This is a genomic window from Ruegeria sp. CL3 (genome assembly GCF_056536505.1).
In genome coordinates, this window is sequence record NZ_JBQFPT010000001.1 from 387,137 (window position 1) to 413,508 (window position 26,372).

General features: G+C 58.3%; 24 protein-coding genes. 11 read left to right on the top strand and 13 right to left on the bottom strand.

The genetic code is table 11. The features are described 5' to 3' along the window. Window positions 1-2: 2 nt before the first annotated feature. From ccmE to ACR0NO_RS01995, 5 genes are all read right to left on the bottom strand, one after another. On the bottom strand, window positions 3-449 hold the full coding sequence (gene ccmE / locus ACR0NO_RS01975; protein WP_480722788.1) for a cytochrome c maturation protein CcmE: 447 nt from the start codon (window positions 447-449) through the stop codon (window positions 3-5). A gap of 7 nt (window positions 450-456) precedes the next feature. Beyond that, on the bottom strand, window positions 457-1,485 hold the full coding sequence (gene argC, locus ACR0NO_RS01980; protein WP_480722789.1) for an N-acetyl-gamma-glutamyl-phosphate reductase: 1,029 nt from the start codon (window positions 1,483-1,485) through the stop codon (window positions 457-459). A gap of 94 nt (window positions 1,486-1,579) precedes the next feature. Then, entirely contained in the window at window positions 1,580-2,389 is an 810-nt protein-coding gene (locus tag ACR0NO_RS01985; RefSeq protein WP_170373618.1) for a glutamate racemase, read from the bottom strand. Between the two features lie 7 nt (window positions 2,390-2,396). Next, a complete protein-coding gene (locus tag ACR0NO_RS01990; RefSeq protein WP_480722790.1) occupies window positions 2,397-3,275 on the bottom strand; it encodes a lysophospholipid acyltransferase family protein in 879 nt (292 codons plus the stop codon). 80 nt (window positions 3,276-3,355) lie between these two features. Next, the gene (locus ACR0NO_RS01995; RefSeq protein WP_480722791.1) at window positions 3,356-6,775 is read right to left on the bottom strand and encodes an indolepyruvate ferredoxin oxidoreductase family protein; all 3,420 of its coding nucleotides are present in this window, start codon (window positions 6,773-6,775) and stop codon (window positions 3,356-3,358) included. Window positions 6,776-6,944: 169 nt separating this feature from the next. Between ACR0NO_RS01995 and ACR0NO_RS02000 the strand changes: the two genes are divergently transcribed. The 5 genes from ACR0NO_RS02000 to grxD all read left to right on the top strand — a co-directional run bounded on the left by ACR0NO_RS02000 (window position 6,945) and on the right by grxD (window position 13,750). Continuing rightward, window positions 6,945-7,853 carry a LysR family transcriptional regulator gene (locus ACR0NO_RS02000; RefSeq protein WP_480722792.1) on the top strand — a complete coding sequence of 303 codons (909 nt, stop codon included), beginning with the start codon at window positions 6,945-6,947 and terminating at the stop codon, window positions 7,851-7,853. Between the two features lie 300 nt (window positions 7,854-8,153). Beyond that, window positions 8,154-10,415, top strand: a complete 2,262-nt coding sequence (locus ACR0NO_RS02005) for a mechanosensitive ion channel family protein (protein ID WP_480722793.1) — start codon at window positions 8,154-8,156, stop codon at window positions 10,413-10,415. Window positions 10,416-10,604: 189 nt separating this feature from the next. After that, on the top strand, window positions 10,605-12,764 hold the full coding sequence (gene purL / locus ACR0NO_RS02010; protein WP_480722794.1) for a phosphoribosylformylglycinamidine synthase subunit PurL: 2,160 nt from the start codon (window positions 10,605-10,607) through the stop codon (window positions 12,762-12,764). Between the two features lie 138 nt (window positions 12,765-12,902). Then, complete coding sequence (locus ACR0NO_RS02015; protein WP_170373612.1) at window positions 12,903-13,139, top strand: BolA/IbaG family iron-sulfur metabolism protein; 237 nt, start codon at window positions 12,903-12,905, stop codon at window positions 13,137-13,139. A gap of 248 nt (window positions 13,140-13,387) precedes the next feature. Further along, entirely contained in the window at window positions 13,388-13,750 is a 363-nt protein-coding gene (grxD, locus tag ACR0NO_RS02020) for a Grx4 family monothiol glutaredoxin (RefSeq protein WP_170373611.1), read from the top strand. 7 nt (window positions 13,751-13,757) lie between these two features. Here grxD and ACR0NO_RS02025 read toward each other — a convergent pair whose 3' ends face one another. The 3 genes from ACR0NO_RS02025 to ACR0NO_RS02035 are packed head-to-tail and all read right to left on the bottom strand — an operon-like array spanning window position 13,758 to window position 15,345. After that, window positions 13,758-14,105 carry an MliC family protein gene (locus ACR0NO_RS02025; RefSeq protein WP_480722795.1) on the bottom strand — a complete coding sequence of 116 codons (348 nt, stop codon included), beginning with the start codon at window positions 14,103-14,105 and terminating at the stop codon, window positions 13,758-13,760. After that, window positions 14,102-14,494, bottom strand: coding sequence for a cell division protein ZapA (locus ACR0NO_RS02030; RefSeq protein WP_170373609.1), 393 nt, complete (start codon window positions 14,492-14,494; stop codon window positions 14,102-14,104). The genes ACR0NO_RS02025 and ACR0NO_RS02030 overlap by 4 nt, the downstream gene beginning before the upstream one ends. Further along, entirely contained in the window at window positions 14,494-15,345 is an 852-nt protein-coding gene (locus tag ACR0NO_RS02035) for a hypothetical protein (protein ID WP_480722796.1), read from the bottom strand. Before ACR0NO_RS02035 ends, ACR0NO_RS02030 begins: the two co-directional genes overlap by 1 nt. A gap of 236 nt (window positions 15,346-15,581) precedes the next feature. On the opposite strand from ACR0NO_RS02035, the gene tkt reads away from it, so the two are divergent. Further along, window positions 15,582-17,603 (top strand): transketolase, encoded by a 2,022-nt coding sequence (tkt, locus tag ACR0NO_RS02040; RefSeq protein ID WP_480722797.1) that lies wholly within the window; start codon window positions 15,582-15,584, stop codon window positions 17,601-17,603. Window positions 17,604-17,653: 50 nt separating this feature from the next. On the opposite strand, the gene ACR0NO_RS02045 is transcribed toward tkt, so the two are convergent. Together ACR0NO_RS02045 and ACR0NO_RS02050 are read right to left on the bottom strand one after the other, a co-directional pair. Further along, entirely contained in the window at window positions 17,654-18,454 is an 801-nt protein-coding gene (locus ACR0NO_RS02045) for a thioesterase family protein (protein ID WP_480722798.1), read from the bottom strand. 77 nt (window positions 18,455-18,531) lie between these two features. Then, on the bottom strand, window positions 18,532-19,503 hold the full coding sequence (locus tag ACR0NO_RS02050) for a DUF808 domain-containing protein (protein WP_170373605.1): 972 nt from the start codon (window positions 19,501-19,503) through the stop codon (window positions 18,532-18,534). A 181-nt stretch (window positions 19,504-19,684) separates the two neighbouring features. Here ACR0NO_RS02050 and gap (ACR0NO_RS02055) point away from each other — a divergent pair, with 181 nt between their 5' ends. The 3 genes from gap (ACR0NO_RS02055) to gap (ACR0NO_RS02065) all read left to right on the top strand — a co-directional run bounded on the left by gap (ACR0NO_RS02055) (window position 19,685) and on the right by gap (ACR0NO_RS02065) (window position 21,988). Further along, complete coding sequence (gap, locus tag ACR0NO_RS02055; RefSeq protein WP_480722799.1) at window positions 19,685-20,686, top strand: type I glyceraldehyde-3-phosphate dehydrogenase; 1,002 nt, start codon at window positions 19,685-19,687, stop codon at window positions 20,684-20,686. 71 nt (window positions 20,687-20,757) lie between these two features. Continuing rightward, a complete protein-coding gene (locus ACR0NO_RS02060; RefSeq protein WP_170458101.1) occupies window positions 20,758-20,901 on the top strand; it encodes a hypothetical protein in 144 nt (47 codons plus the stop codon). Between the two features lie 82 nt (window positions 20,902-20,983). After that, complete coding sequence (gap, locus tag ACR0NO_RS02065; protein WP_480722800.1) at window positions 20,984-21,988, top strand: type I glyceraldehyde-3-phosphate dehydrogenase; 1,005 nt, start codon at window positions 20,984-20,986, stop codon at window positions 21,986-21,988. Here gap (ACR0NO_RS02065) and coaD read toward each other — a convergent pair. The 3 genes from coaD to ACR0NO_RS02080 all read right to left on the bottom strand — a co-directional run bounded on the left by coaD (window position 21,980) and on the right by ACR0NO_RS02080 (window position 23,954). Beyond that, entirely contained in the window at window positions 21,980-22,471 is a 492-nt protein-coding gene (gene coaD / locus ACR0NO_RS02070) for a pantetheine-phosphate adenylyltransferase (RefSeq protein ID WP_170373601.1), read from the bottom strand. The two genes, gap (ACR0NO_RS02065) and coaD, sit on opposite strands and share 9 nt — an antisense overlap. Before the next feature lie 82 nt (window positions 22,472-22,553). After that, on the bottom strand, window positions 22,554-22,991 hold the full coding sequence (locus ACR0NO_RS02075; RefSeq protein ID WP_170659465.1) for a CBS domain-containing protein: 438 nt from the start codon (window positions 22,989-22,991) through the stop codon (window positions 22,554-22,556). 60 nt (window positions 22,992-23,051) lie between these two features. Beyond that, the gene (locus tag ACR0NO_RS02080; protein WP_480722801.1) at window positions 23,052-23,954 is read right to left on the bottom strand and encodes a LysR family transcriptional regulator; all 903 of its coding nucleotides are present in this window, start codon (window positions 23,952-23,954) and stop codon (window positions 23,052-23,054) included. A 103-nt stretch (window positions 23,955-24,057) separates the two neighbouring features. Between ACR0NO_RS02080 and ACR0NO_RS02085 the strand changes: the two genes are divergently transcribed. Beyond that, on the top strand, window positions 24,058-25,557 hold the full coding sequence (locus tag ACR0NO_RS02085) for a CoA-acylating methylmalonate-semialdehyde dehydrogenase (RefSeq protein ID WP_170467131.1): 1,500 nt from the start codon (window positions 24,058-24,060) through the stop codon (window positions 25,555-25,557). Between the two features lie 202 nt (window positions 25,558-25,759). Beyond that, entirely contained in the window at window positions 25,760-26,344 is a 585-nt protein-coding gene (locus ACR0NO_RS02090) for a L,D-transpeptidase (protein ID WP_170641445.1), read from the top strand. Window positions 26,345-26,372: the final 28 nt, after the last annotated feature.

Below are 26,372 nucleotides of genomic sequence, written 5' to 3' on the forward strand. Positions count from 1 at the left end.
GTTCAGCTTTCGCCAGGATCCTTGTAAACGCCCTGTTCCTTCAAGGCATCCATGACCTCTTTCGGCATATAGGTCTCATCGTGTTTTGCAAGAATTTCAGTCGCTTCAAACACACCGTTCACATAGCGACCCGTCCCAACCATACCCTCATTTTCCGAAAACAGATCCGGCAGAACCCCGGTAAACGCCACCGGAACACTTTCTCCGCCATCGGTGATCACAAAGCGCACCGTTTCACCCTGCCCCCGGACGATCGAGCCCTCTTCGACCAGACCACCAATGCGAAACACCTCGGTCGGCGCAGGCGGCTCAGCGATCACCTGGCTGGGCGAGCGGAAGAAGTTGATGCCATCGCGCATCGCATACCCAATCAACGCCGTCGACACCGCCAGGGCCGCTACGGCCACCAGAATGATCTGAACTCGACGACGTTTCTTGAGCGTTTTCATACCGTCCTCACGGGAACAAGGGGGCCATCATCAGCCCTCGCGTTTCATCCTCACCTAACATCAGGTTGGCATTCTGCAAGGCCTGCCCGCTGCTACCTTTTGTCAGGTTATCCAAAGCGGCGATCACAATAGCACGCCGTTCAATCCGATCCGCAACAACACCGATATGGCAGAAATTCGATCCCCGCACATGGTGAGTCGAGGGCGCTTCGCCCATCGGCAGAATCTCAATGAAAGGCTCGTCCGCATAGGCTTTCGCCAGCGTTTCGTAAACGCTCTGCGGGTCGCCCTTCACGTAGGAGGTTGCCAGAATACCCCTGTTCGCCGGGATCAAGTGCGGTGTGAATTGGATATGCACCGTGCGCCCAGCCAGTTTAGAGAACTCCTGATCGAACTCACCCAAATGGCGGTGCGTACCACCTATGGCATAGGCATTCGCGCCTTCGCTCAGCTCGGCATGCAGCAGGTTTTCTTTCAACGACCGGCCAGCGCCCGACACGGCGCATTTCAGATCGAGGATGATGTCATCCAGATCAATCACACCGGTTGAAATCAACGGCCGCAACACATACTGTCCGGTCGCCGCGTTGCAGCCTGTACCGGCCACAAGCCGTGCGGTCCGGATGTCGTCACGATAGAACTCGGTAAGGCCATAAACCGCCTCTTCCTGCTGCTCCAATGCGCTATGCGGGTTGCCGTACCATTTTTCGTACTCATCGGCGTCCTCCAGCCGGAAATCGGCAGAAAGGTCGATGATTTTCAGGTTCTTCGGCAGGTCGCGGATCACTTCCTGACTGGTTTTATGCGGTAACGCGCAGAAACACAGGTCGATCTGCGAAAAGTCGATCTCAGAAATCTTGCACAGATCTGGCAGGTCCATATGGCGCAGATGCGGGAAGACCTGAGCCATCGACAGGCCCGCCTTACGTTCCGCCGCCAGAGCCACGATCTCCAAGTTTGGGTGCTCGGCGATCAGCCGCACCAGTTCAGCGCCAGTATAGCCCGAGGCGCCCAGAATTGCGATTTTATGGGTCATGTCAGACCTCTTCTTTGCATGTGTCACATATCATGACCGCCACTGTGACGGTCTTGGATTTAGAAAATCGGAGGGGTGGCGTCCTTGACCTAAATCAGGCCGCCTCAAACGAGATTTGTCGTCGGAGGAACTGCGTCGCCCGATCGCTGACAAAACCGGGCTTGCCGGTGGTCAGATAGCCACCTTCTCCCTCACCCAGCATGGTCGGGTGGCGTTGCAGATAGTCGGCCAGGCTTTCAGCCACCAGATCGCCCTGGCTGAACACCTGAACATCCGCGCCCAGAGCAGCCTGAAACGTCTCGGCCATCAAGGGGTAATGCGTGCAGCCCAGAATCGCCGCCTGAGGTTCGGGCATCTTGCGCTTCAACGCGTCCACATGGCTGCGCACCAGTGCCTCGGCCAGAATCAAATCGCCGTCTTCAATGGCATCGACCACGCCGCCACAGGCCTGTGCCTCGACATCCACACCAATCGCCCGGAACGCCAGTTCCCGCTGGAAGGCGCGGCTGGAGACTGTGGCGGGCGTTGCAAACAAGGCCACATGCTTGACCGCCACTTCCCGTGGAGGCGAGTTGTCACCCCATTGCCGCTCGGTCAGCGCCTCGATCAAGGGGACAAAGACTCCCAGAACCCGTTTGCCTTCGGGCACGCCTTCTTCCTGCATTCGCCGCAGGGCTGCGGCGCTGGCAGTATTGCAGGCCAGAATCACCAGATTGCAGCCGCGATCCCACAGGTCGTAGACCGCCTTGCGGGTCAGCTGATAGATATCCTCGGCATCGCGCACGCCATAAGGCGCATGCGCACTGTCCGCGTAATACAGGAAATCCACGTCGGGCAGCCGTTGCTGCGCGGCGTTCAGGACGGTCAGACCGCCCAAACCGGAATCAAAGATACCTACTGCCATTAGCCCTTCAGGCGCGATGCCGTTCCTCAAATTCATAGCCGTAGTCATAGGACTTCAGCGGTGTCGGAGACAGCTCATACGTGGCTTTGCGCAGGAAATCCATCATCTTGCGCGTATCCTTGCTGAGTGGGTCCAGAACATCACGGGTAATCGGCTCGCCGATCACCACTCTCACAGGTGTATCGACGCGTTTCTTGAACTCCTTGATCAGCAAACCCATCCGCAGGGTGTTGTGCAAATGGCTTGCGATCTGGAATAAACGCGAGGTGTGGCCGTCAAAGAAAACCGGCACCACGGTCGCGTTCGATTTGGCAACCATCCGAGCGGTAAAGCCCCGCCAACCGGGGTCCATTGGGTGGTCGAACGGCGTGAGGGCAGTGCTGACGGTTCCACCCGGAAAAATCCCGATCGCCCCACCGTCGCCGAGATAGTTCAAGGCGGTCTTGCGGGTTTCAAGGTTCAGCTTCATCGCCTCTTTCGTCTCATCAAAAGAGATCGGCAGGATGATGCGGTTCAGATCTTCTGCTTTGCGGAACACGCGATGGGCCAGAATCCGGAAATCGCCGCGCGTTTCAGACAGGATATGCCCCATCATCAATCCGTCCAGAATGCCGTAAGGGTGATTGGCAATCAGGATCAGAGGGCCGTCCTTCGGGATATTAGACAGCGCCCCACCTACAACATCCAGCGTCAAACCGTAGCGTTCGACCATGACATCCCAGAAATCGCGCCCCTTGGCGACGTCTTGTTCGTACCCGTCCGCACGCTTGATCAGTCGCATGCGGCCTGTGGTGTTTTCCATCAGCTTGATGACCATCCGACCGCCCTTGGTTTCGGCGGAATGGGCATAAGAAATGTCTCGAACGACATGACGGCGCGAGGGCATCTGAGGACTCCGGAACTAACTGCCTGCATTATACGTTAAGCGGAGATTTTGCCTAGCGAAGGTGACAGGTTTGTGACGCCTCATTCCGCCGCAGCGCGCATCTCGGGTCCTCCGCTGCGGATCGTCGACAGCAGCTCTTCGCGCCGTTTGGCCGCTTTGGCTTCGTTTTGCATCAAAACTGGGCCGAAACCGCGGATATCCAGTGGCAAACGGGCCAGTGCAACGATCGCATCCCGCGTGTCTTCCGTTGCCAGAGGCAGTACCTCTGTCAGGTCCTGTTCGTACTGTTTGATCAGCGCGCGTTCCATCCGCCGCTCGGCCGAGTAGCCGAAGATATCCAAAGGCGTGCCGCGTAAACTCTTCAACTTGGTCAACAGCTTCAGAGGACCAAGCATCCATTCCCCAAAGGCGCGCTTACGCGGTCTGCCATTGCTACCCTTCCCACCAAAAATCGGCGGGGCCAAATGGAAGGTCATGTTGAAATCGCCGTCGAACTTGGCAGCAGCCTTTTCCCGGCTGGTCAGCAGCAGGCGCGCAACTTCGTATTCATCCTTGTAGGACAACAGCTTGTGGTAGCCTTTTGCCACAGCCTCGCGCAGCGCTTCATCTGCAATACCGTCCACCAGCTTGCGGTAGCGTTTCGCCAGTCGGGCCGACTGATAATCGGTCAGGTGCTGCGCCCGGAAGTCGATCATTTGATCCAGTGTTTTCGGCAATTCCGAGACCGAAGGGGCCAGCATCGCCTGCGCCTCCTCCGGGTGCAGAACCGCCCAGCGACCCACGTCAAAGGCCCGCTTGTTGCGCTCGACTGCGGTTCCGTTCAGCTCTATCGCGGTCATGATCGCCTCATGACTGACAGGCAAAGTGCCGCGCTGCCATGCCGCGCCAAAGACCATCATGTTGGAGTAGATCGAATCGCCCATCACGATCTTGGCCAGATCGGTCGCATCGAACAGGCTCACCCCGTCTTTCAGCCGCGCTTGCAGTGCCAGCTCCAACTGGTCGCTCGGAATGCGGAATTCGGTATCGCGGGTAAAATCGCCGGTCACTGTGCTGTGGTTATTGACCACCGCGCCGGTCTGTCCGGCCCGAGTCAGCCCCAGGGTTTTTGCCCCGGCCGAGACCACGAGGTCGCCGCCGATCAGCGCATGCGCCTCGCCCGTTGCGACACGAATGGCGCTGATATCCTCCGGCTTGTTCGCCAGACGGCAATGGATGTGAACCGCACCTCCTTTTTGGGCGAGGCCGGCCATCTCCATCATACCCGCGCCTTTGCCGTCGATTTGCGCCGCTTGCGCCAGAATCGCTCCGAGGGTCACGACACCTGTGCCACCAATTCCGGTGATAACCACGTTATGCGTACCATTGATCTGCGGCAGATCGGGCATGGGCAGATCGGGCAGATCAAGCTGTTTGGTCGCCTCTTTCCGGATCTTTGCCCCTTCCAGAGTGACAAAGGACGGACAGAACCCGTTCAGGCACGAGAAATCCTTGTTGCAGCTGGATTGATCAATCGCGCGTTTGCGGCCCAGTTCGGTCTCCTTGGGCACAATCGAGACGCAGTTCGACTGAACCCCGCAATCACCACAGCCTTCACAAATATCGGTATTGATGAAGACGCGCTTGTCCGGGTCTGGGAACTCACCACGCTTGCGGCGACGGCGTTTCTCAGCCGCGCAGGTCTGGACATAGACGATGACTGAGACGCCCTCGATCTCGCGGAAGCGGTCCTGCACCTTCATCAACTCGGCGCGTTCAAAGCTCTCTACACCCGACGGCAGAGCCCCAAGGTTAACGTCTTCCTTTTCATCATAGACCAGAGCCACATGCTGCACGCCCATGGCCTTCACCTCGTCCACGATCCGTTCAGCGGTCAAATCACCTTCGTTCCCCTGCCCGCCAGTCATCGCAACCGCATCGTTGAACAGGATTTTGAAGGTGATGTTGGTGCCCGCCGACAGCGCCGCGCGTATCGCCTGCACGCCGGAGTGGTTATACGTACCGTCACCCAAGTTCTGAAACACGTGTTTGGTGGTCGAAAACGGAGCCTCACCAATCCAGTTCGCACCCTCGCCGCCCATCTGAGTGAAGCCGGTCGTCTCCCGATCCATCCACTGCACCATGTAGTGGCATCCGATGCCTGCATAGGCGCGGCTACCCTCTGGCACTTTGGTTGAACTGTTGTGCGGACAGCCCGAGCAGAAATAGGGCAACCGCGTCGCGATTTCTTGCGCGTTGTCTGCACGCCGCGCCTCTGACAGTTTGGCGAGACCTGCGCGGACGCCATCCGTTTCGCGCCCCTCTTCAATCAGGATGTCACCCAGCTTTTCGGCAATCATGATAGGGTCCAATGCGCCGCGTGTGGGGAACAACTCCTCACGATGCAGCGTTCCGGCGCCGCCCTTGTACCAGCCATAAACGCGGCGACCCCGGCGGTCGTCAAAAATTGCCTCTTTGACCTGCACCTCAATCAGCTTGCGTTTTTCTTCAACGATCACAATCAGGTCCAGTCCTTCAGCCCAATCATGGAACCCGGCCATATCCAGCGGGAACGTCTGCCCGATCTTGTAAGTCGTGATGCCCAGCCGTTCCGCCTCGGCCTCATCAATGTTCAGCAAAGACAGCGCGTGGGTCAGGTCCAGCCAGTTTTTACCCGCCGCAACGAACCCGATCTTGGCCCCCGGCTTGCCCCAGACACGTTTGTCCAGCTTGTTGGCATGCGAGAACGTCTCGGCCGCGAAACGCTTGTAGTCGATTACGCGGGCCTCTTGCAGATGCGGCGTATCACCAAGGCGGATGTTCAACCCACCCTCGGGCATGTCGAACTCGGGGATCACGACGCCCATCCGGTCGGGCCTGCCATCGACGACCGAGGTCACCTCGATCGTGTCCTTCATCGTTTTAAGACCAACCCAGACACCCGCGAACCGGCTGAGCGCAAAGCCGTAAATGCCGTAGTCCAGAATCTCCTGCACGCCTGCAGGGCTGACCACGGGCATATACATATCGACCAAAGACCATTCCGATTGGTGCAACACGGTCGAGCTTTCGCCAGTGTGGTCATCCCCCATCGCCATCAGCACACCGCCATATTGCGCGGTGCCCGCCATATTGGCGTGACGCATCACATCACCCGACCGGTCAACCCCCGGCCCCTTGCCGTACCAAAGACCAAACACGCCGTCATACCGGCCATCGCCGCGCAGGCCCGCCTGCTGGCTGCCCCAAAGCGCAGTGGCGGCCAGATCCTCGTTCAAGCCGTATTGAAAGGTCACATCGCTTTCGGTCAGATAGCGCTGGGCGCGCATCATCTGCTGATCCACGGCACCCAGAGGTGAGCCACGATAACCGGTCACCAGTCCGGCGGTGTTCAACCCGGCCTGTTGATCGCGGGCCTTCTGCATCAGCATCAAGCGCACAAGCGCCTGTGTTCCGTTCAACAGAACGGGTGATTTCTCAAGATCGAAGCGGTCGTTCAGCGTTATGTGTGGCTGACTCATCAGACGTCTCCCCTCGTCAGATCAGTGTGCTTTATATTCACGCATTTTAGGTCATAATTATTGACCTGTATAGCCATTATCCCCTGAATCCCAAGGATTTCATGGTTTGATTGTGGAACTTGTTACCTATTTCATATAGGGCTTCACGAGGATAACGAAAGTTGCGGCGATGGATTGGGACAAGCTTAGAATATTTCACGCGGTGGCAGATGCCGGCAGCCTGACCCATGCAGGGGACAGGCTCAATTTATCTCAATCCGCCGTGAGCCGTCAGATCCGCGCGCTTGAAGAATCGCTCGACGCAACCCTTTTCCACCGCCACGCCCGCGGTCTGATTCTCACCGAACAGGGTGAGTTGCTGTTTGATGCCACCTCGGCCATGTCCAAACGTTTGGACGCCGCCGCCGCCCGCATCCGCGACAGCGAAGAGGAAGTGTTCGGCGTCCTGCGCGTGACCACCACATTCGGCTTCGGCACCCTGTGGCTCGCCCCGCGCCTGCCCAAACTTTACGAACAGTACCCTGATCTGAACATCGACCTAATGCTCGAGGAACGTGTTCTGGACCTGCCCATGCGTGAGGCCGATGTTGCCATCCGGATGAAAGAGCCCAGCCAGGCCGATCTGATCCGCAAACGCCTGATGACCGTCCAAATGAAGCTCTATGCCACGCAGGAGTATCTAGAATCCCATGGCGGGATGCTGAAATCGCTGGAAGAGATCAAGGAACACCGCCTGATCTGCCAGACCCCTTCTGCCCCGCAGGTGGGTGCAAGCGCAGCGATGGTGCGTCATCTGATGACCTTCAATCCGGGGTCCCTGCTGACAGTGAACAACTATTTCGGCGTTCTTCAGGGCGTGTTGCACAATTTGGGAATTGGCGTCCTGCCCGACTACGTGACGCAGGACTTCCCGCACCTCGTTCCGATCCTGTCGGAAATCGAAAACGCGGACGTTCCCGTATACCTCGCTTATCCGGAAGAATTGCGCCATTCCAAGCGGGTCGGAGCGTTCCGAGACTTCGTTCAGGACGAGATCATCGCGCAACGCAAACAACTGAAAATGATGGGTAAACTCTAGCTATGCACTCGCAGCATAGCAGCAATGCTGAACGATCAGATTAAAACTTCTTGAACGTTCACAAACCGACCCCTAAATGAGCACTCGAAGGCGGTGATGCTGAAACGCTCATCATCTTCATACCTCCCTGTTGGACTATGGCCGAGCTTAGTGCTCGGCCTTTTTTTTTAGCTTCTTCAAAAATCATTTTTTAGTTTTCCCCAATCTCACCGCCCAGAGCGATGAAATTTCTGGGAAATTCTCCGACACCTGCCTATGATCCGAAAAAACGTTTAAAAATTCGTGTTCGAGGACAGAACCATGATAAGCCCCCTCCGCCTTCTGGCGGCGATTTTTTCACTATTTTTACTGGTCGGCCCCCTGCATGCCCAAGTTGCGGGCACGTCGACCTCTAGCGCGCCTGCCACCGTCGATATCCCCGAGGACCTGACACCCGAACAAGTGGACGATCTGGTCGCCCGTATGTCGGATGATCAGGTCCGCTCTATCCTGTTGGAGCGTCTGGACGCGGTGGCAGAGAAAAACGCAGCCGCTGCAGAGGATCGCGAGGATCCGATTACCGAGTTGAATGAAGTCTGGAGCGAAATGGTCGCCTCGTGGACGCATGTCATAACGACCGTCCCCAATCTCTTCAGCGCGCAAGCCACCGCCATCAAGAACTTTGCGACCACGTTTACCTCATATGGCGCGTTGGTTCTGATGGGGCTGGTTGCAAGTGTTCTGGTTGTGGGCTTCATCGCCGAAAAACTGTTCGAGATTCTGACCCGCCGCTGGCATGTCCAGACCGAGGCCGAAGCCGAAGGCGATCTCTGGGGCGCTGCCCGCTATCTTTTCGGTCGTTTCTGTCGGGAAATCGCGGGGCTTGTAGTTTTTTACGTGGTCATCCGCGCGGTTGGGCGTGGACTGCTGACGCCCGAGCAAATCACCTATGCCGGGCCGTTTGTGTTCTACCTGATCTGGATACCACGGCTGGGTGCCGCCGCCTCGCGCTTTGTGCTGGCGCCGAACAAACCCCATTACCGTCTGGTAAATATCGACGATCATTGGGCCAAATACCTGCATCGCAACCTGATCGGGTTGCTGATCCTGATCGGTTTCACCCTGTTCCTGCTACACTTCAACAGCCTGAACGGCATCACGGGAGATGATACGCGTATCGGATTCTGGCTGAACGCAGGCATTCACATCTATATCGGCCTGATCGCATGGAAAGCGCGCGAAGGTCTGTCGCAGATGATGCTGGGAACTGACCCTGACCACACCAAATTCGACGAGGAAGTGGCACACTATTACCCCTACTTCGCCATTGCGGTCTCGGCCGCGACATGGCTGCTGGTCGAGTTTCTGGTGGCTCAACGCAACCCGGCATCGCTGGCTCTGCTGGTGCAGGGGGCGCATTTCACCACCATGTTCTGGCTGTTAATCGCCCCGGCGCTCGACACCTTGATCCGAGGGCTTGTCCGGCATTTGCAGCCGCCGATGCAGGGCGAAGGTTCGGTGGCCGAACGCGCCTATAAATCAACCAAGCGCAGCTACATCCGTATCGGTCGGGTTCTGGCCGGTATTCTGGTCATCTTGATGATCGCCAATGCCTGGGATCTCGATCTGCAGGAAATTGCTGGCGGAGACGCGGATTCCGGCAGCAAACTGGTGCAGTTCTTCATCATCATCGCCGTCGGCTACATCCTCAATGAGGTCGTCTCGCTCTGGATCAACCGCCGACTGGCAAAAGAGATGACGGCCGCGCAAAGCCCAGACGAAGAAGCCGGCGAAGGCGGCGGTGCTGGTGGCTCGCGTCTAGCAACGGTTCTGCCGCTGCTGCGGGTAACGGCTCAGGTGGCGATTGCCGTCATCTTCGTTTTGCTAGCATTGGGCGCCCTTGGGCTCGACATCACGCCACTTCTGGCTGGTGCCGGTATCCTGGGTCTGGCCATCGGTTTCGGCGCGCAAAAGCTGGTATCCGACATCGTTGGCGGGATTTTCTTCCTGATCGATGATGCCTTCCGCGTTGGTGAGTATGTCGATGTGGGAGGCACCACCGGAACGGTCGAGAAGATCTCGATCCGCTCCATGCAGCTGCGTCACCATCGCGGTCCGGTCCACACCATCCCCTATGGTGAGATTCAGAAGCTGACCAATTACAGCCGCGACTGGGTCATCATGAAGCTGAAGTTTACCGTGCCTTTCGATACTGATCCCAACAAGGTGAAGAAGATCTTCAAGAAGATCGGCGCCGAGATGATGGAGGACGAGACCCACAAGGATGGCTTCCTGCAGCCGTTCAAGTCTCAGGGTGTGTTCGACTTTGACGATGTCGGCATGATCATCCGGGGCAAGTTCATGGCCAAACCCGGAAAGCAGTTCACACTGCGCAAAGAGATCTTCAACCGCGTGAAGGCGGCCTTCAAGGAAAACGGCATTGACTTCGCACGCCGCGAAGTGCGTGTCGCCATCCCCGGTCTGGATGATGCGGAACACCTGAGTGACGACCAGAAAGCAGCCGTTGGGGCCGCCGCCGGGGCTGTTGCTCAGCAGGCGCAGCAACAAGACCAGCAGAAGTAAACTCAACCCGGCACGCCGCTGTCTCTGTCGCGTGCCGGTACCTCATTTGAAGCTCTGTCCGATCCGCGCTAATTGCACCTTTGTCCGGTTTGCAACAGGACAACGCTTGGAAAGTGCCTTTTCTCTTCCCCCCGGCGGTCCCTTCCCCTAAAAGGCGCCAAACATTGCCATCTCGGGGACCGAAACAGGATGCAAGAGCCAGCCATCACACCTGATCTGATTGCCGCCCACGGGTTGAAGCCCGAGGAATACGACATGATCCTCGAGATCATCGGGCGTGAGCCGACATTCACCGAGCTTGGCATTTTCTCGGCTATGTGGAACGAGCATTGCTCTTATAAATCCTCCAAGAAATGGCTGCGCACCCTGCCTACATCCGGCCCTCAGGTGATCTGCGGCCCGGGTGAGAATGCAGGCGTGGTCGATATCGGCGACGGGCAAGCAGTTGTTTTCAAGATGGAAAGCCACAACCACCCGTCTTACATCGAACCCTATCAGGGTGCGGCAACCGGCGTTGGCGGCATTCTGCGCGACGTCTTCACCATGGGCGCGCGCCCGATCGCCTCGATGAACGCCCTGTCCTTTGGTGAGCCCGGCCACCACAAGACCCGCCAGTTGGTCAACGGCGTGGTCGAAGGTATCGGCGGCTACGGCAACTGCTTCGGCGTGCCCTGCGTCGGTGGCGAGGTCCGCTTCCACCCGGCCTACAACGGCAACTGTCTTGTGAACGCCTTCGCGGCAGGTTTGGCAGACAGCGATAAAATCTTCTACTCGGCGGCCTCTGGCGTCGGAATGCCCGTCGTGTACCTCGGTGCCAAAACTGGACGTGACGGTGTTGGCGGTGCGACCATGGCCTCGGCCGAGTTCGACGATACCATCGAAGAGAAACGTCCCACCGTTCAGGTCGGCGACCCCTTTACTGAAAAGCGCCTCATGGAGGCGACGCTGGAGTTGATGAAAACCGGCGCCGTGATTTCGATCCAGGACATGGGCGCGGCAGGCCTGACCTGCTCGGCAGTTGAGATGGGCGACAAAGGTGGTCTGGGTGTCCGTCTGGACCTCGAAAACGTACCGCAGCGCGAAGAGAACATGACAGCCTATGAGATGATGCTGTCCGAGTCTCAGGAACGCATGTTGATGGTTCTGAAACCCGAGCTTGAGGCTGAAGCTCGGGCCGTGTTCGAAAAGTGGGACCTCGACTTTGCCATCGTCGGCGAAACTATCGCCGAAGACCGTTTTCTGATTATGCACAATGGCGAGGTGAAAGCTGACTTGGTCCTGTCGAAACTCTCGTCGACCGCGCCGGAATATGACCGCCCATGGGTCGCGACACCCGAGGCTGAGGAATTGGCCGACGTCCCGCAGATCGACCCGATTGATGGTCTGCGCGCCCTGCTCTCTTCGCCCAACTATGCGGGCAAGCAGTGGGTCTATGAGCAGTATGACACCATGGTTATGGCTGACAGCGCCCGCACGCCGGGTCTGGGTGCCGGTATGGTGCGTGTTCACGGCACCGACAAGGTTCTAGCCTTTACCTCAGACGTGACGCCGCGCTATGTCCGCGCCAACCCGGTTGAAGGTGGTAAGCAAGCGGTGGCAGAGGCTTATCGCAACCTGACCGCTGTCGGGGCCAAACCGCTGGCCACAACCGACAACCTGAATTTCGGCAACCCTGAAAAGCCCGAGATCATGGGCCAGTTCGTTGGCGCGATTCAAGGCATCGGAGCCGCCGTTGGCGCGCTCGATGTGCCCATCGTGTCCGGCAACGTCTCGCTCTACAACGAGACCGACGGTCAGGCGATCCTGCCGACCCCGACCATTGGCGCCGTTGGCCTGCTCAACCACACCAATGAGATCATTGGAAACGAGGTGCGTGAAGGTCACGTGGCCCTCGTGATCGGGGAAACCAAAGGCCATCTGGGCCAATCCGCCCTTCTGGCCGAGGTGTTCAACCGCGAAGAAGGCGATGCGCCCCACGTGGATCTTGAGGCCGAGAAGCGCAACGGCGACTTCATCCGCGCCAACCGCGAGATGATCAAGGCCTGCACCGACCTGAGCGACGGTGGCCTGGCACTGGCCGCGTTTGAACTGGCCGAAGCGGCGGGCGTTGGCGTTCACCTCGACGATGCCTCGACCGAGGTGCTGTTCGGCGAAGATCAAGCCCGTTATCTGGTGGCCTGCAACTTTGATCAGGCCGAGGCATTGATGATCGCAGCTGGTCAGGCTGGCGTCCCATTGACCTCGGTTGGTCGCTTTACGGGCGAGACGGTCAAGATCGGCAGTTCCGAAGCCCCTCTGGCCGAATTGACTGAGGTTTTCCGCCAAAGCTTTGCCACCGCGGTCGCCTGATCACACTACTCTTTCTACAAACGAATAGTCCCGCGCCCTGATCGGTGCGGGATTTGCATATCTGAAAGACCTTCCACATCTTGCACGCGCCTTCCCATCGCTCTACATCTTGGGAAAGACCTTCAGGAGTAAGCCTAGATGCCAATGAGCGCCCACGAGATTGAAACCCTGCTGCGCGAGAGCTTTCCCAACGCGGAAATTCAGGTTGGCGGCAGCGATGGCGTTCACATGTCCGCCATGGTCGTGGATGAGAGCTTTCGCGGCAAGAACCGCGTCCAGCAACAGCGCGCTGTTTATGCGGCCTTGAAAGGTAAAATGGACGGCCCGGACGGTGACCTGCACGCGCTGGCGCTGACCACCAAAGTGCCGGAGTAGAATGGAACATGCGATTGTAATCTCAATTGCGGTTTCCGTCTTTGTTCTGCTCATCACGCTGTTGGCGCGGAACAAATCAAAGACTGGGCGCAAGACTAGGCGAGGATCGCCGCCGTGACAGAGAAAACACCTACTGCAGTCCTCCTATAAATCACATGACAGTGCAATCAGCTCGGCAGAGCCTATATCCCCAAGGATACGCAAGATTACGCCAAAGCTATGATGCCGAAGAGCAAAGGAAACGCGAAATGACCGACGTGAAGACCCAGATCGACGAAACCGTCAAAGCCAACGACGTAGTGCTGTATATGAAAGGCACCAAAGAGATGCCTCAGTGCGGTTTCTCATCCCGTGTGGCAGGTGTGCTGAACTACATGGGCGTCGACTACGCTGATGTGAATGTTTTGGCCGACGAAGCAGTCCGTCAAGGCATCAAGGACTATTCGGACTGGCCGACCGTGCCGCAGCTTTATGTAAAAGGCGAGTTTGTCGGTGGCTGCGATATCATCACCGAAATGACCCTTTCGGGTGAATTGGACACGTTGTTTGACGAAAACAATGTCGGCTACAACAAGGAAGCAGCCGACAAAATCCGTGAGGCTAACGCCTGACCCGGCATTAACGGCTGGAGCAATCCTGAAAAATGACCTGCTCACTGGCGGCGTTTGTCGCCAGGAAGCTCACTGTGGCATTCCACCCTTTTGACCGCAGGATATAGGTTCCGTTCGTATCCACGGATTCGTACCGAATGCCCGAGCCGCTCTCGACCTGACGCATTGCGACCAGTGAATTGTCGACCATCGTCGCCGCGGCGCCCGAGCCATCGGATGCGTTGAAATACGTCACTGGCAGCGGAATACCGTTCTCGCAGTTGAACGTCACCGTCAGTATGTCGATCTCGGCCATCGCCTTGGATGTACACACAAGGGCCACGGCCCCACAGATCAAGCCGCATGCTCGTTTCATTTCGCTTTTTCCTCGATATCTGATGCCAGGGCTTCGGCCCGTGCGGCCAATTCGGCCAGTGTATCTGTAACCGAAGGCGGCACAACAGCGACCTCGATCCGTTCGGGTTCAGGTGCAGGCGCGCTGCGTAGCGTTTGAAGCTCGGCCTCGGTTTCCGCCAGTTTCGCCTCAAGCGCTTTGACCTTGTCGTCAGTTGCGGCTGTTTTGTCCGCCAGCATCAGACCGGCCATCAACAACATGCGGGATTCCGGCATACGCCCGATCTGATCCGAAAGCACCTGCGCTTCGTCATCCAGCATTTTAGCGGCAGCCTGCAGAAAGCTTTCTTCCCCGTCCTGACAGGACACGTCAAACCCGCGCCCGCCGATATGAATGGTCACTTCGGGCATTACTCAACCTCACCTTCTGCCAGTTTCGCCTGCGATAGCAGAGGCTCAAGGCGAGCCAGAACAGCCCGCGCCTCGGCCGCATCGGTCGCTTGCGCCGCGCGCGTTGCTTCCAACTCCGCCACAGTCGCTTGATTCAACAGCTCCGCGTCCTGAACTCCCTCTTGCGCCGCAGCGCGCAGGGCATCAACCGAGTTGCGTAGTTGCTCATTCGCCTGCCGCATCCTCTGCAGATCATCATCAAGACGTGACATGGCAGCCCCGTGGCTTGCACGCTCGGCCCTCAGCATCTCCAGCTCCGCGTTCAGTTCGGCCACCCTTTCGCTATCAGCCAATTCGGCCCGCAAACGGCTATTTTCGGCCTCGATGTCTCCAGCCCGCAAAATAGCAGCCCTCATCTCTTCAATCTCGGCCCGCAGCGCGGCCGGGTCTTCCTGACCTTCCAGATCAGCCCGCAATTGCGCGTTCTCGGCTTTCAGAGCGTCCAATTCCTCGGTGTTTTCCAGTGCCGCCTTTGCCTCAGCCAGTTCGGCCCGCGCAGCCTCGACTGCAGAAAGCTTAGTTGCGGCTTCGGCCAACTCAGCCCGCAGCGCGTCCACATCGGCCGTAGGCTCTGGCGCAGCACGCAGCGCCTCCATATCGGCGCGCATACCGTCAACTTCCTGCTCGTGGCGTTCCTTCAACGAAGTCAGGCGCTCTTGCAGCTGTGCGTTGGCAACACGTTCATCGTCCAGCGCTGCTTGCAACCCTTCATCTGCATCGCCCGCCGGCGCATTTTGCAGGGCTGTCACGCCCGTGCCAATTCGCTCCATCGCGGCAAGAATGCGTTGCTGTAACTCTTCAATCTGGCTCATGCCCCTGTCACCTCTTAACCAAGGTTCATTCTGTTGCCGAACCGCCCGAATCAAGAATCGGTCCCGCTTGACCCCAGTCTAGCGGAATGTGACAGAAAATACCCACTGTTTGGTTTCAAAGGCTTGGACAGCTCTCTTCAAGCGGTGCGACCTTGTTTCGCCCGGTTCTGCTTGCACTTTGAGGGCTGAATGCTATTGAGCGCGCAATCTGCTTCAAACCCAAAGGAACAACGCCCGTGGACCTGACTGCGCTGCGCAATGCAAACCCCGAACACTGGGACAAAGCTGCGGCCATCCGCACCCTGACCCTTGACGCCGTCGCCGCCGCCAATTCCGGCCATTCCGGTATGCCGATGGGCATGGCCGATGTTGCGACCGTCTTGTTCGAAAAGCATCTGAAATTCGACGCCTCTGCCCCGAACTGGCCGGACCGCGACCGCTTCATTCTGTCGGCGGGCCACGGCTCGATGCTGATCTATTCGCTGCTGTATCTCACCGGCCACGCGGATGTGACGCTGGACGAGATCAAGAACTTCCGTCAGCTGGGTGCGAAAACTGCGGGTCACCCAGAGAACTTCCTGGTCGACGGGATTGAAACCACCACCGGCCCGCTTGGTCAGGGCATCTCAAACGCTGTGGGCTTTGCCATGGCCGAGGAAATCCAACGCGCGCATTACGGCAAGAAGATCGTTGATCACTACACCTATGTGATCGCAGGCGACGGCTGCCTGATGGAAGGCGTCAGCCAAGAAGCGATCACTCTGGCCGGCCGCCATGAGCTGGGCAAACTGATCGTCTTCTGGGACGACAACAACATCACCATCGACGGCACCGTGGATATCGCCGACCGCACTGACCAGGTTCGTCGTTTTTCAGCCTCGGGCTGGCACGTGGTCGAGATCGACGGCCATGATCCTCAGGCCATCGACGCGGCGATCACGCAGGCGAAAAAATCGAAAAAACCTTCGATGATTGCCTGCAAAAGCCACATCGCTCTGGGTCACGCCGCACAGGACACCTCGAAAGGTCACGGCGCACTGACGGATCAGGAGCAGTTGAAAGCCGCCAAAGAAGGCTATGGCTGGCCGCATGACGCATTCGAAATCCCTGCCAATGTAAAATCGGCTTGGGAAGCCATCGGCGCCCGTGGTGCCGCCGAGCGCGCAGAATGGGAAGAGCGTTTCGCGCAAATCTCGGAACGCAAACAGGCCGAGTTCAACCGAGCCTACGCGTTTGAAGCACCCAAGAAACTGGCCGGTGCGATCCGTTCCTTCAAGAAACAGATGTCGGAGGATCAGCCCAAGCTGGCCACCCGCGCCTCGTCCGAAAAGGTTCTGAACGTTGTGAACCCGATCATGACCGAGACCGTGGGCGGCTCGGCTGACCTGACCGGTTCGAACAACACCAAATCGGCTGATATGGGTGTGTTCCTGCCGGAAAACCGCAAGGGTCGCTACATCCACTACGGTATCCGTGAGCACGGCATGGCCGCCGCGATGAACGGTATGGCGCTACACGGTGGCATCCGCCCCTATGGCGGTACCTTCATGGCCTTCACCGACTATGCCCGCCCGTCCATGCGTCTGGCCGCGCTGATGAAAATCCCGTCGGTTTTCGTGATGACCCATGACTCGATCGGTCTGGGTGAAGACGGCCCGACCCACCAGCCCGTCGAGCATCTGGCGATCAGCCGCGCGACGCCGAACACCTATGTGTTCCGCCCCGCCGACACCGTCGAGACCGCTGAAGCCTGGGAACTGGCGCTGACCTTCAAGGACAGCCCCTCAGTCCTGTCGCTGACCCGTCAGGGCGTGCCGACCGTGCGCAAGGATCACAAGGCCAAGAACCTGACCGCTCAGGGCGCTTATGTTCTGGCCGAAGCCGAGAGCAAACGTCAGGCGATCCTGATCGCTACCGGCTCTGAGGTTTCCTTGGCGATGGAAGCCAAAGCGATGCTTGAAGCCGAAGGCATCGGCACCCGCGTCGTCTCCATGCCCTGCATGGAACTGTTCGCCGAGCAGGACGAAGCCTACCGCAAGCGCGTGCTGCCCGCCGGTGCCGTGCGCGTCGGAATCGAGGCCGCCGTGCGCGCCGGTGGATGGGACCGCTGGTTGCTGGGTGAGCGTGGTCGTGAAGCCAAGGCAGGTTTCATCGGCATGTCGAGCTTTGGTGCCTCTGCCCCGGCAGGTGAGCTGTATAAGCATTTCGGCATAACCGCCGAAGCGACCGTTGCCAAGGTCAAGGAACTTCTGGGCTAAACCAGCCTGCCACAAAATGAAAAGCCCCGGTCCACACCGGGGCTTTTTTCTTAGACAAAGATGATCACAGACTGCATTCCATCCACGATCAAATCGCCTTCTGTGTTCCAAACGCGCATGACCTGCGAACTATAGCCGTCGCGGCCTGCGGTAAGTTGGTGCTCCAGTAAGAACCAACCGTCGCGTGTTTGAATATCTTCGGACAACACGTTGAAAATCCAGTTCATTGACGAATTTGGTCCGGGTTTCTTCAGTGCGGGGTAGATAGCTGGCGGTGGCAGGTCAGCGATTGCAATCAACCCCTCCGTCCTGTTCCACATCCGAGGATCGTTGTGTCGGGCCCAAAGGCGCAGATACCCGCGATCTGCCCCCATGAAAGGCAATTCACCCTCGACCTTTCTGACGTCAAAGTTTGTAAGGAAAGGTATCGGCGGTCGCGGCAAATCTGGAGGGAAATAATACTCCGTCATCTCGGGCGCATCTACGGGCTTGGCCGGGCAATCGAACGCGACATGGCTGTCTTGCGCACAGCCAAAAGAAAATGTCGCTTGCGCCGCAACATTGCCACCGATTTCGGCACGAGCGTTGATGGTCGTCACATTGCGCCCCTCGCGCAAGACTTCCGTTCTGATTTGCGGCGGATCACTGATCGGCGCCGTGAAATTGACCAGAGCCGATCTGAGGGGCGGTAAATCTTCGTGCCGATTGTAAACCGTTGACAGCATTAGGGCCGACGAAAATCCACCGAATGTTGTGCGGCCTTGCTTCCAGTTCTGCGGCACCGGGTAGCAGAGGCAATCGCCTTGCGCCTCAGCGGCGCTGAGGACATCGAAAAGGGATGGCTCGGACATGGGAATTCCACTTAGCTATTGGCACGTCGAGGATAATCTGACCGCAAGGGGAGGCCAGCAGGACCTAACGTCATCGCCTAGTGTTCTTTGGATGAACCTGAAAACGCCCCCATCACGGGCCCGATGACCTTGGTTGCCAGGGGGATCAAGACCATCCCCCAGGCCAGACCAAAGATGCCGTCCATCGTCGCCTTGGCGATCCACTCCGCCGCGGCCTCCCACTGCGCCGAGACCGAATGACCAACCGCATAGGCCCAGTCATGGATATGATGCCCCAGCCAGCCAAAGCCCAGAACCTCCATCCCGTGGATGACGATTGATCCGCCCACCCACAGCATGGCCGCCGTTCCGACGATCGAAAGGGTTTTCATCACCGTGGGCATGGCCTTGACCAATCCGCGCCCCAACCCTCGGCCCACCGGCGTCGGAGCGTTTCCGGCCAGATACAACCCGACATCGTCCATTTTCACGATCAAGGCGACCGAGCCATAAACGGCCACAGTCACCCCAAGCCCGACAACGGCCAAAGTCGCCGCTTGCATCCACACATTCGGGGCCTCAATCGCGGCCAGCGCAATGGTCATGATCTCAGCCGACAGGATGAAATCCGTCTTGATTGCGCCCTTGACCTTCTGTTCTTCAAGATGGCCCGGATCACGCACATCCATGTCCTTTTCGATGGCGTGGCTACCATGCGGGAACAGAACATGGAAAATTTTCTCGGCCCCTTCAAAACACAGATATGACCCACCCAGCATCAGCAAAGGTGTGATCAGCCACGGCGCAAAATTCGCAAGCAACAAGGCGACTGGTAGTAGCAGAATGAGTTTGTTGAAAACCGACCCACGGGCAATGCGCCAAATGATCGGCAACTCACGCGCGGGCGCGAAGCCCTGTACGTATTTCGGCGTAACCGCAGCGTCGTCGATAATCACCCCGGCCGTTTTGGCCCCTGCCTTGCCAGCAGCCGCCACGACATCATCCACCGAGGCCGCAGCCACCTTGGCAATCCCCGCCACATCATCCAAAAGGGCCAACAGTCCGCTCATCGCGTGTCCTTTCCTGTCACCTGCCGCAAACGGACCCTACCCGATCCAACAGCTAGCGCAAGCGTTAGCGCAATCTGCCCAGGTTTGCGCTAACACCTTAAAAATATGCCGTTTTTGCCCTTTTGAGATTCCGGTTTCAAGGCTATATGGCCTCAAACGCAAGCGCATTTGGAGACGTCACATGACCATCAAGGTCGGTATCAATGGTTTTGGCCGCATTGGCCGCTGTACCCTGTCGCACATTGCCGCCTCGGGCCGCAACGACATCGAAGTGATCAAAGTCAACGCCACCGGCCCGCTCGAAACATCGGCGCATCTGCTGAAATATGACAGCATTCACGGCCGTTTCCCGCGCGAAGTGTCGATCGAAGGCGACACCATGGATCTGGGCCGAGGCCCGATGCAGATGTTCTCGACCTACGACATGAACGAATTGGATTGGGAAGGCTGCGACGTCGTTCTGGAATGCACCGGCAAGTTCAACGACGGCACCAAGGCAAAAACCCACCTGGATCGCGGCGCGCAGAAGGTTCTGCTGTCGGCCCCCGGCAAAAATGTCGACAAGACCATCGTGTTTGGCGTGAACCACAACACGCTGACCGCAAATGACAACATGGTCTCGAACGGCTCTTGCACCACGAACTGCCTTGCTCCGCTTGCCAAGGTTCTGGACGAAGGTGTTGGCATTGAGCACGGAATCATGACCACCATCCACGCCTATACTGGCGACCAGCCGACACTGGACCGTCGCCATAGCGACCTGTACCGCGCCCGCGCGGCGGCGATGTCGATGATCCCGACCTCGACTGGTGCAGCGGCTGCCTTGGGCGAGGTTCTGCCCAACTTGAAAGGTCGTCTGGACGGCTCGGCGATCCGCGTCCCTACTCCGAACGTATCGGCAGTAGACCTGAGCTTCCGCGCTTCGCGCGATGTGACAGTCGAAGAGGTCAACGCGATCGTTGAAAAGGCCGCCAAAGGCCCGATGCAGCGCGTTCTGGGCTATGAGCCTGCGCCGCTGGTCTCGACCGATTTCAACCACACTGAGGAAAGCTCGATCTTCGCCCCGGACCAGACCCGCGTGGTGGACAACCGCATGGTCCGCGTGTTGGCGTGGTATGACAATGAATGGGGCTTCTCGGTTCGTATGGCCGATGTCGCCGTCGCCATGGGGCGCCTTAACTGATTTCCCCATGATCGCTTGAACAGCTTCGCCCGCTCAGGTTATCTGGGCGGGCGTTTTTGTTCGGGGCCCTCATGACAAATCAAATCGCCATCTGGCTGGCGCTGCTGATCCTTGGCGCAATCATGCTGGACTATGCCCTGTTCGGGACCGAGCATTTTCTGTTCCTCGGCAAGAAACTTTACGACTTTCTCGACTGGCTCGCCTTCTGGCGCTGAGCAAGGTTTTACTTGACTTTCTCGCCGATCTCGCTTTGTTAGCGCTAACTCATTTTGAGCAGAGACTCTGACGGAGCAGGACATGACACTTAAACTGGCCATTAACGGATTTGGACGTATCGGGCGCGGCGTTTTGCGCGCGGTTATGGAGTCGGGACGGACCGACGTTGAAATCGTTGCGATCAACGATCTGGCCAAGCTGGAAATGAACGCCCATCTGTTCGAGTTTGACAGTGTTCATGGCCGCTACTCAAAGCCCGTCACATTGTCCGAGGCCGGTCTCGACGTTGGCGCGGGTCCGATCCGACTGACCAGCGAACGCGATCCCGAAGCGTTGGACTGGTCGGATGTCGATGTCGTGCTGGAATGCACCGGCGTATTCCGGACCCGAGAAGCGGCTGAGCGTCACCTGAAGAACGGCTCCAAGAAGGTTCTGATCTCGGCCCCTGCCCGTGGAGACGGCGGCGTCAAGACGATCGTATTTGGGGTCAACGATTCCGAACTGACTGCCGAGGACACGATTGTGTCGAATGCCTCATGCACAACCAACTGCCTGTCGCCTGTTGCTGCGGCGCTGGATGCTGGGTTGGGGATCGTGCATGGAAACATGACCACCGTTCACGCCTATACCGCAAGCCAGCCGGTGCATGACACCGCAGGTAAAGACCCCTACTTGTCGCGCGCGGCAGCTCTGTCGATGATTCCGACAACCACTGGTGCTGCTGCAGCCGTGGGGCTGGTTCTTCCTCAGCTGGCGGGCAAACTGACCGGTCAGGCGATCCGCGTGCCGACCCCAAATGTTTCGGTGGTTGATCTGGTGGCCGAGGTCTCGCGCCCGACGTCCGAGGAGGAGGTCAACGCCCTGTTTGTTGAGGCCGCTGCCAAAATCCCTGGCGTTCTGGCAGCCGAAAACCGTCCGCTGATCTCGATCGATTTCAACCACGATGCCCATAGCTCGACTGTGTCGCTGGCGGAGACCAAGGTCACGGATGGCACGCTGGTCCGTGTTCTGGCGTGGTATGACAACGAATGGGGCTTCTCGAACCGGATGCTGGACACAGCCGCCGCGATGGGCGCGTTATCCTAACCGCTCTTTAAGGGCCACGTTCACGCGGGGCGTGACGAATTTCGACACGTCCCCGTTCAGCCGCGCGATCTCTTTCACCAGTTTCGAAGCAATAGCCTGATGCCGCGCTTCGGCCATCAGGAACACGGTCTCGATGGAATCGTCCAGAGCCCGGTTCATTCCAACCATTTGGAATTCATACTCAAAATCCGCGACGGCCCGCAGCCCACGCACGATAACCTGCGCGCCCACATCCCGCGCGCAGTCGATCAGCAGGTTCTCGAACGGATGCGCCACGATCTGGGTCCCCGTCTGTTCTGACAGATGCGCGCATTCCGCTTCGATCATGGCAACACGTTCTTCCAGCGAAAACAATGGTCCCTTATCGCGGTTGATGGCCACGCCGATTACCAGCTTGTCCACCAGCGCCGAAGCCCGACGGATTATGTCGATATGCCCCAAGGTGATCGGGTCAAAAGTTCCGGGATAAAGGCCAACCCGCATCACGCTCTCCTGCGTTCAAAAAACTCGGCGACAGCAAACACAATCATGCTGCAGGTGCAAGAGGGCGTTATGCCCTGCCCCCTCAATGCCCCATGATCATGCCCTGCAGGGCGTCTTTTTCCATTGCAAGCTCGGTCAGTTGCGCCTTGACCACGTCCCCAAGGGTGACGATTCCGACAAGCTTGCCATCCTCGACAATCGGCATGTGGCGGAACCGGCCTTCGGTCATGCGGGCCAGAATATCTTCGACCGATTCCTGTCGTGTCGCAGTGATCAGGTCCTTGGTCATATAGCTGTCGACCGATTGGTTCAGGCACCCGCTGCCGCTGGCCGCCAGCTCTCGGACAATGTCGCGCTCGGACAAGATACCGACGGCCGTGCTGCCTCCGTCCTCTGAGACAACAACTGTACCGATGCGTCTTTCCGCCAGTATCTTCGCCGCCTCGGACACAGTCGCGGATGGAGCGACGGTCACCACCTCATCGGTGGCTTTGGATGTCAGAATGGCTTGAACGAGCATAAAAAAACCTCCGGCAATAACGTACTGTTTTCCAAAGCGTTGCCGGAATGGTCATGTGTGTCAAGTTCCTGCTTCCGCCTCAAGCCGTGCAACTTCGTCGCGAATCCCACGGGTCAATGCCTGCGCAAAGCGGTTGAGGCGTTCGTTTCGCTGATCGCCTTGATGCCGAACCAGATGAAAGCTGCGGGTCAGACTGACCTGATCAGTCAACAACCTGCGCAGGTTCGGATGAAACGGAAGCGTGAAGTCATGCGCAACACAGATCCCCGCCCCAAGCGCCGCCTGACGCAATTGAACAGGTACCGAGTTCGATGCAAGCGCCACCCGGTCAATCCCCAGATCGTTGAGGTAGTCCAGCTCGCGATCAAAAATCATATCCGGGATATAGCCGATCAAACGGTGGGCTTTTAGATCCTCGACCGTCTGGATCGGGGCGTGTCGGTCCAGATAGTCCTGCGCCGCAACCAAATGCAGTTTGTAGTCGCTGACCTTTTGCACCAGCAGTTTGCCTGCGGTCGGAGAGCTGACCGTGATAGCCATATCCGCCTCACGCCGCGACAGGTTAATGATCCTCGGCAGCGCCAGGATTTGAATATCCAAATCCGGATTGGCATCGCTGATCTTCGCGCAGACCTGAGGCAAAAGGTAGTTTGCCGAACCATCCGGAGCACCAATCCGAATCTGACCACTCAGCGACTCGGTCGATCCAACCACGGCGCCAGCGGCGGCGCGCATCGCCTCTTCGGCTTGCAGACCGTGATCCAGCAGGCGTTCTCCGGCGGTTGTTAAAATGTAGCCTTGTTGCGACTTAGTGAACAGCTGCGCGTCCAGACTGCCTTCTAACCGGGCGATCCTCCGGCCAACGGTAGCGGGGTCAATCTTGAGAATCCGCCCCGCTGACGACAGGCTTTCCTCACGCGCGACGGCAAGAAAAACGCGCATATCATCCCAATTTGGCGTCATCCCGCCCCCCTTGCATTTTTGCAAAGCTCTTTTGAGACATTGCCTCTGTTCAGGTTATTTCTGCAAGCCTATTCTGCGCGCAAACATATTGGAGGAGTTTGCAATGCAAGATCTGACTCATTTCATCAATGGCGAGAACGTGGCCGGAACCTCGGGTCGCTTTGATGACGTTTTCAACCCGGCAACGGGTGAAGTTCAGTACAAATGCCCAATGGCAAGCGCGGCCGAAACCACCGCGGCGATTGAAGCCGCCGCAGCCGCTCAGCCCGCTTGGGGCGCGACCAACCCGCAGAAGCGCGCGCGCGTCATGATGGCCATGGTCGGCCTGATGAACCGCGACATGGACAAACTGGCCGAAGCGCTCAGCCGTGAGCATGGCAAGACCATCCCTGACGCCAAGGGCGACCTGCAGCGCGGACTGGAAGTGATCGAATACTGCATCGGCGCACCACAAATGCTGAAGGGTGAGTTCACCGACAGCGCAGGCCCCGGTATCGACATGTACTCGATGCGCCAGCCTCTGGGCGTTGTCGGTTCGATCATGCCGTTCAACTTCCCGGCGATGATGCCTCTGTGGCACGTTGGCCCGGCGCTGGCCTGCGGCAACGCCGTGGTTCTGAAACCGTCCGAGCGTGACCCCTCGGTTCCGCTGATGCTTGCCGAGTTGTTCATCGAGGCAGGCCTGCCCAAGGGCGTCTTCCAGGTCGTCAATGGCGACAAAGAGGCCGTAGACACCATCCTCGACAGCGAAATCATTCAGGGCGTCAGCTTTGTTGGCTCGACTCCGATCGCGCAATACATCTACAGCCGCGCAACGGCCAACGGCAAACGCGCGCAGTGCTTTGGTGGTGCCAAGAACCACATGATCGTCATGCCAGACGCGGATCTGGACCAAGCCGCAGACGCGCTGGTCGGTGCGGGCTTTGGCGCGGCGGGCGAACGCTGCATGGCGATCTCGGTCGCCGTTCCTGTGGGTGAAGAAACCGCGGACCGTCTGATCGAGAAACTGATCCCGCGCGTCGAAAAGCTAAAAGTCGGCCCCTACACAGCCGGAGACGACGTGGACATGGGCCCCGTTGTGACCGGAGCTGCAAAAGAGCGCATCCTCGGCCTGATCAACTCGGGCGTTGAGCAAGGCGCGAAGCTGGTCGTCGACAACCGCGATTTCAGCTTGCAGGGCTATGAGGACGGTTTCTTTGTCGGCCCGCACCTGTTCGACCACGTGACGCCTGACATGGATATCTACAAGCAGGAAATCTTCGGCCCGGTCCTGTCGACCGTTCGCGCAGGCTCCTACGAAGAGGCGATTGGCTTGGCGATGGACCACGAATACGGCAACGGCACCGCGATCTTCACGCGCGATGGCGACACTGCACGTGACTTCGCCAGCCGGATCAACATCGGCATGGTTGGCATCAACGTCCCGATCCCGGTTCCGCTGGCCTACCACACCTTTGGTGGCTGGAAGAAATCCATGTTCGGTGACCTTAATCAGCACGGCCCGGACAGCTTCAAGTTCTACACCCGCACCAAGACTGTCACGGCCCGCTGGCCGTCGGGCATCAAGGAAGGTGGTGAGTTCAACTTCAAAGCTATGGACTGATCCAAAGCCAAATCTACTAAACCCCGGCCGCTTTGGCCGGGTTTTTCATTGGCGGGGTTCCGCCAGAGCCCTCCAAAATCTGGAATCTCACGATAAATTCAAACTGTGGAGGCTGGCTATTTGCGAGCCTGGCAAATATTTTCGGCGCAACTATATATTCGAGCAGATAGAACCTCCGGAGGTCGCCTTGTCCAAATCCAACATGACTCGCCGTTCGGCCCTTTTGGGGGCTGCATCCGTTCTGGCCACGCCTGCCCTCGTGCGCGCGCAAAGTTCTGACGCCTTCCCGCAAAGCGAAGATGCGATCAGCACGCAACTGCCGGTACGCCGAAATGTCTCGTCGTTCTCGCAGCAGAACTGGCAAGACCATTTTGATCAGCTGGGTGCGGGCTGCCTGCTGGCCGACATCACCAGCCGCGCGGTTCACTATTGGGGGCCGGACGGGACGTATAAACTATACCCCAGTTCGGTTCCGATGAGTGAAGAGCTGACTAGGCGCGGTTATACCAAGGTTGTCCGCAAGGCCGAATACCCGACATGGACGCCGACCGCCTCAATGCGGGAACGCGATCCGTCTCTGCCCGTTCGAATGGAGGGTGGTGACCCCGGCAACCCGCTGGGCACGCGCGCGATGTATCTGGGCTGGCCAGCTTATCTGGTCCATGGAACCCACGACACCCGCAAGATCGGACGGCAGAGTTCGTCGGGCTGCATCGGCCTTTACAACCAACATGTGGAAGAACTGTACCCGCTGGTCCAAATCGGAACGCAGGTACGTTTGGTCTGAGGTTCAAAACCCAGGAACAGCAAAGCCC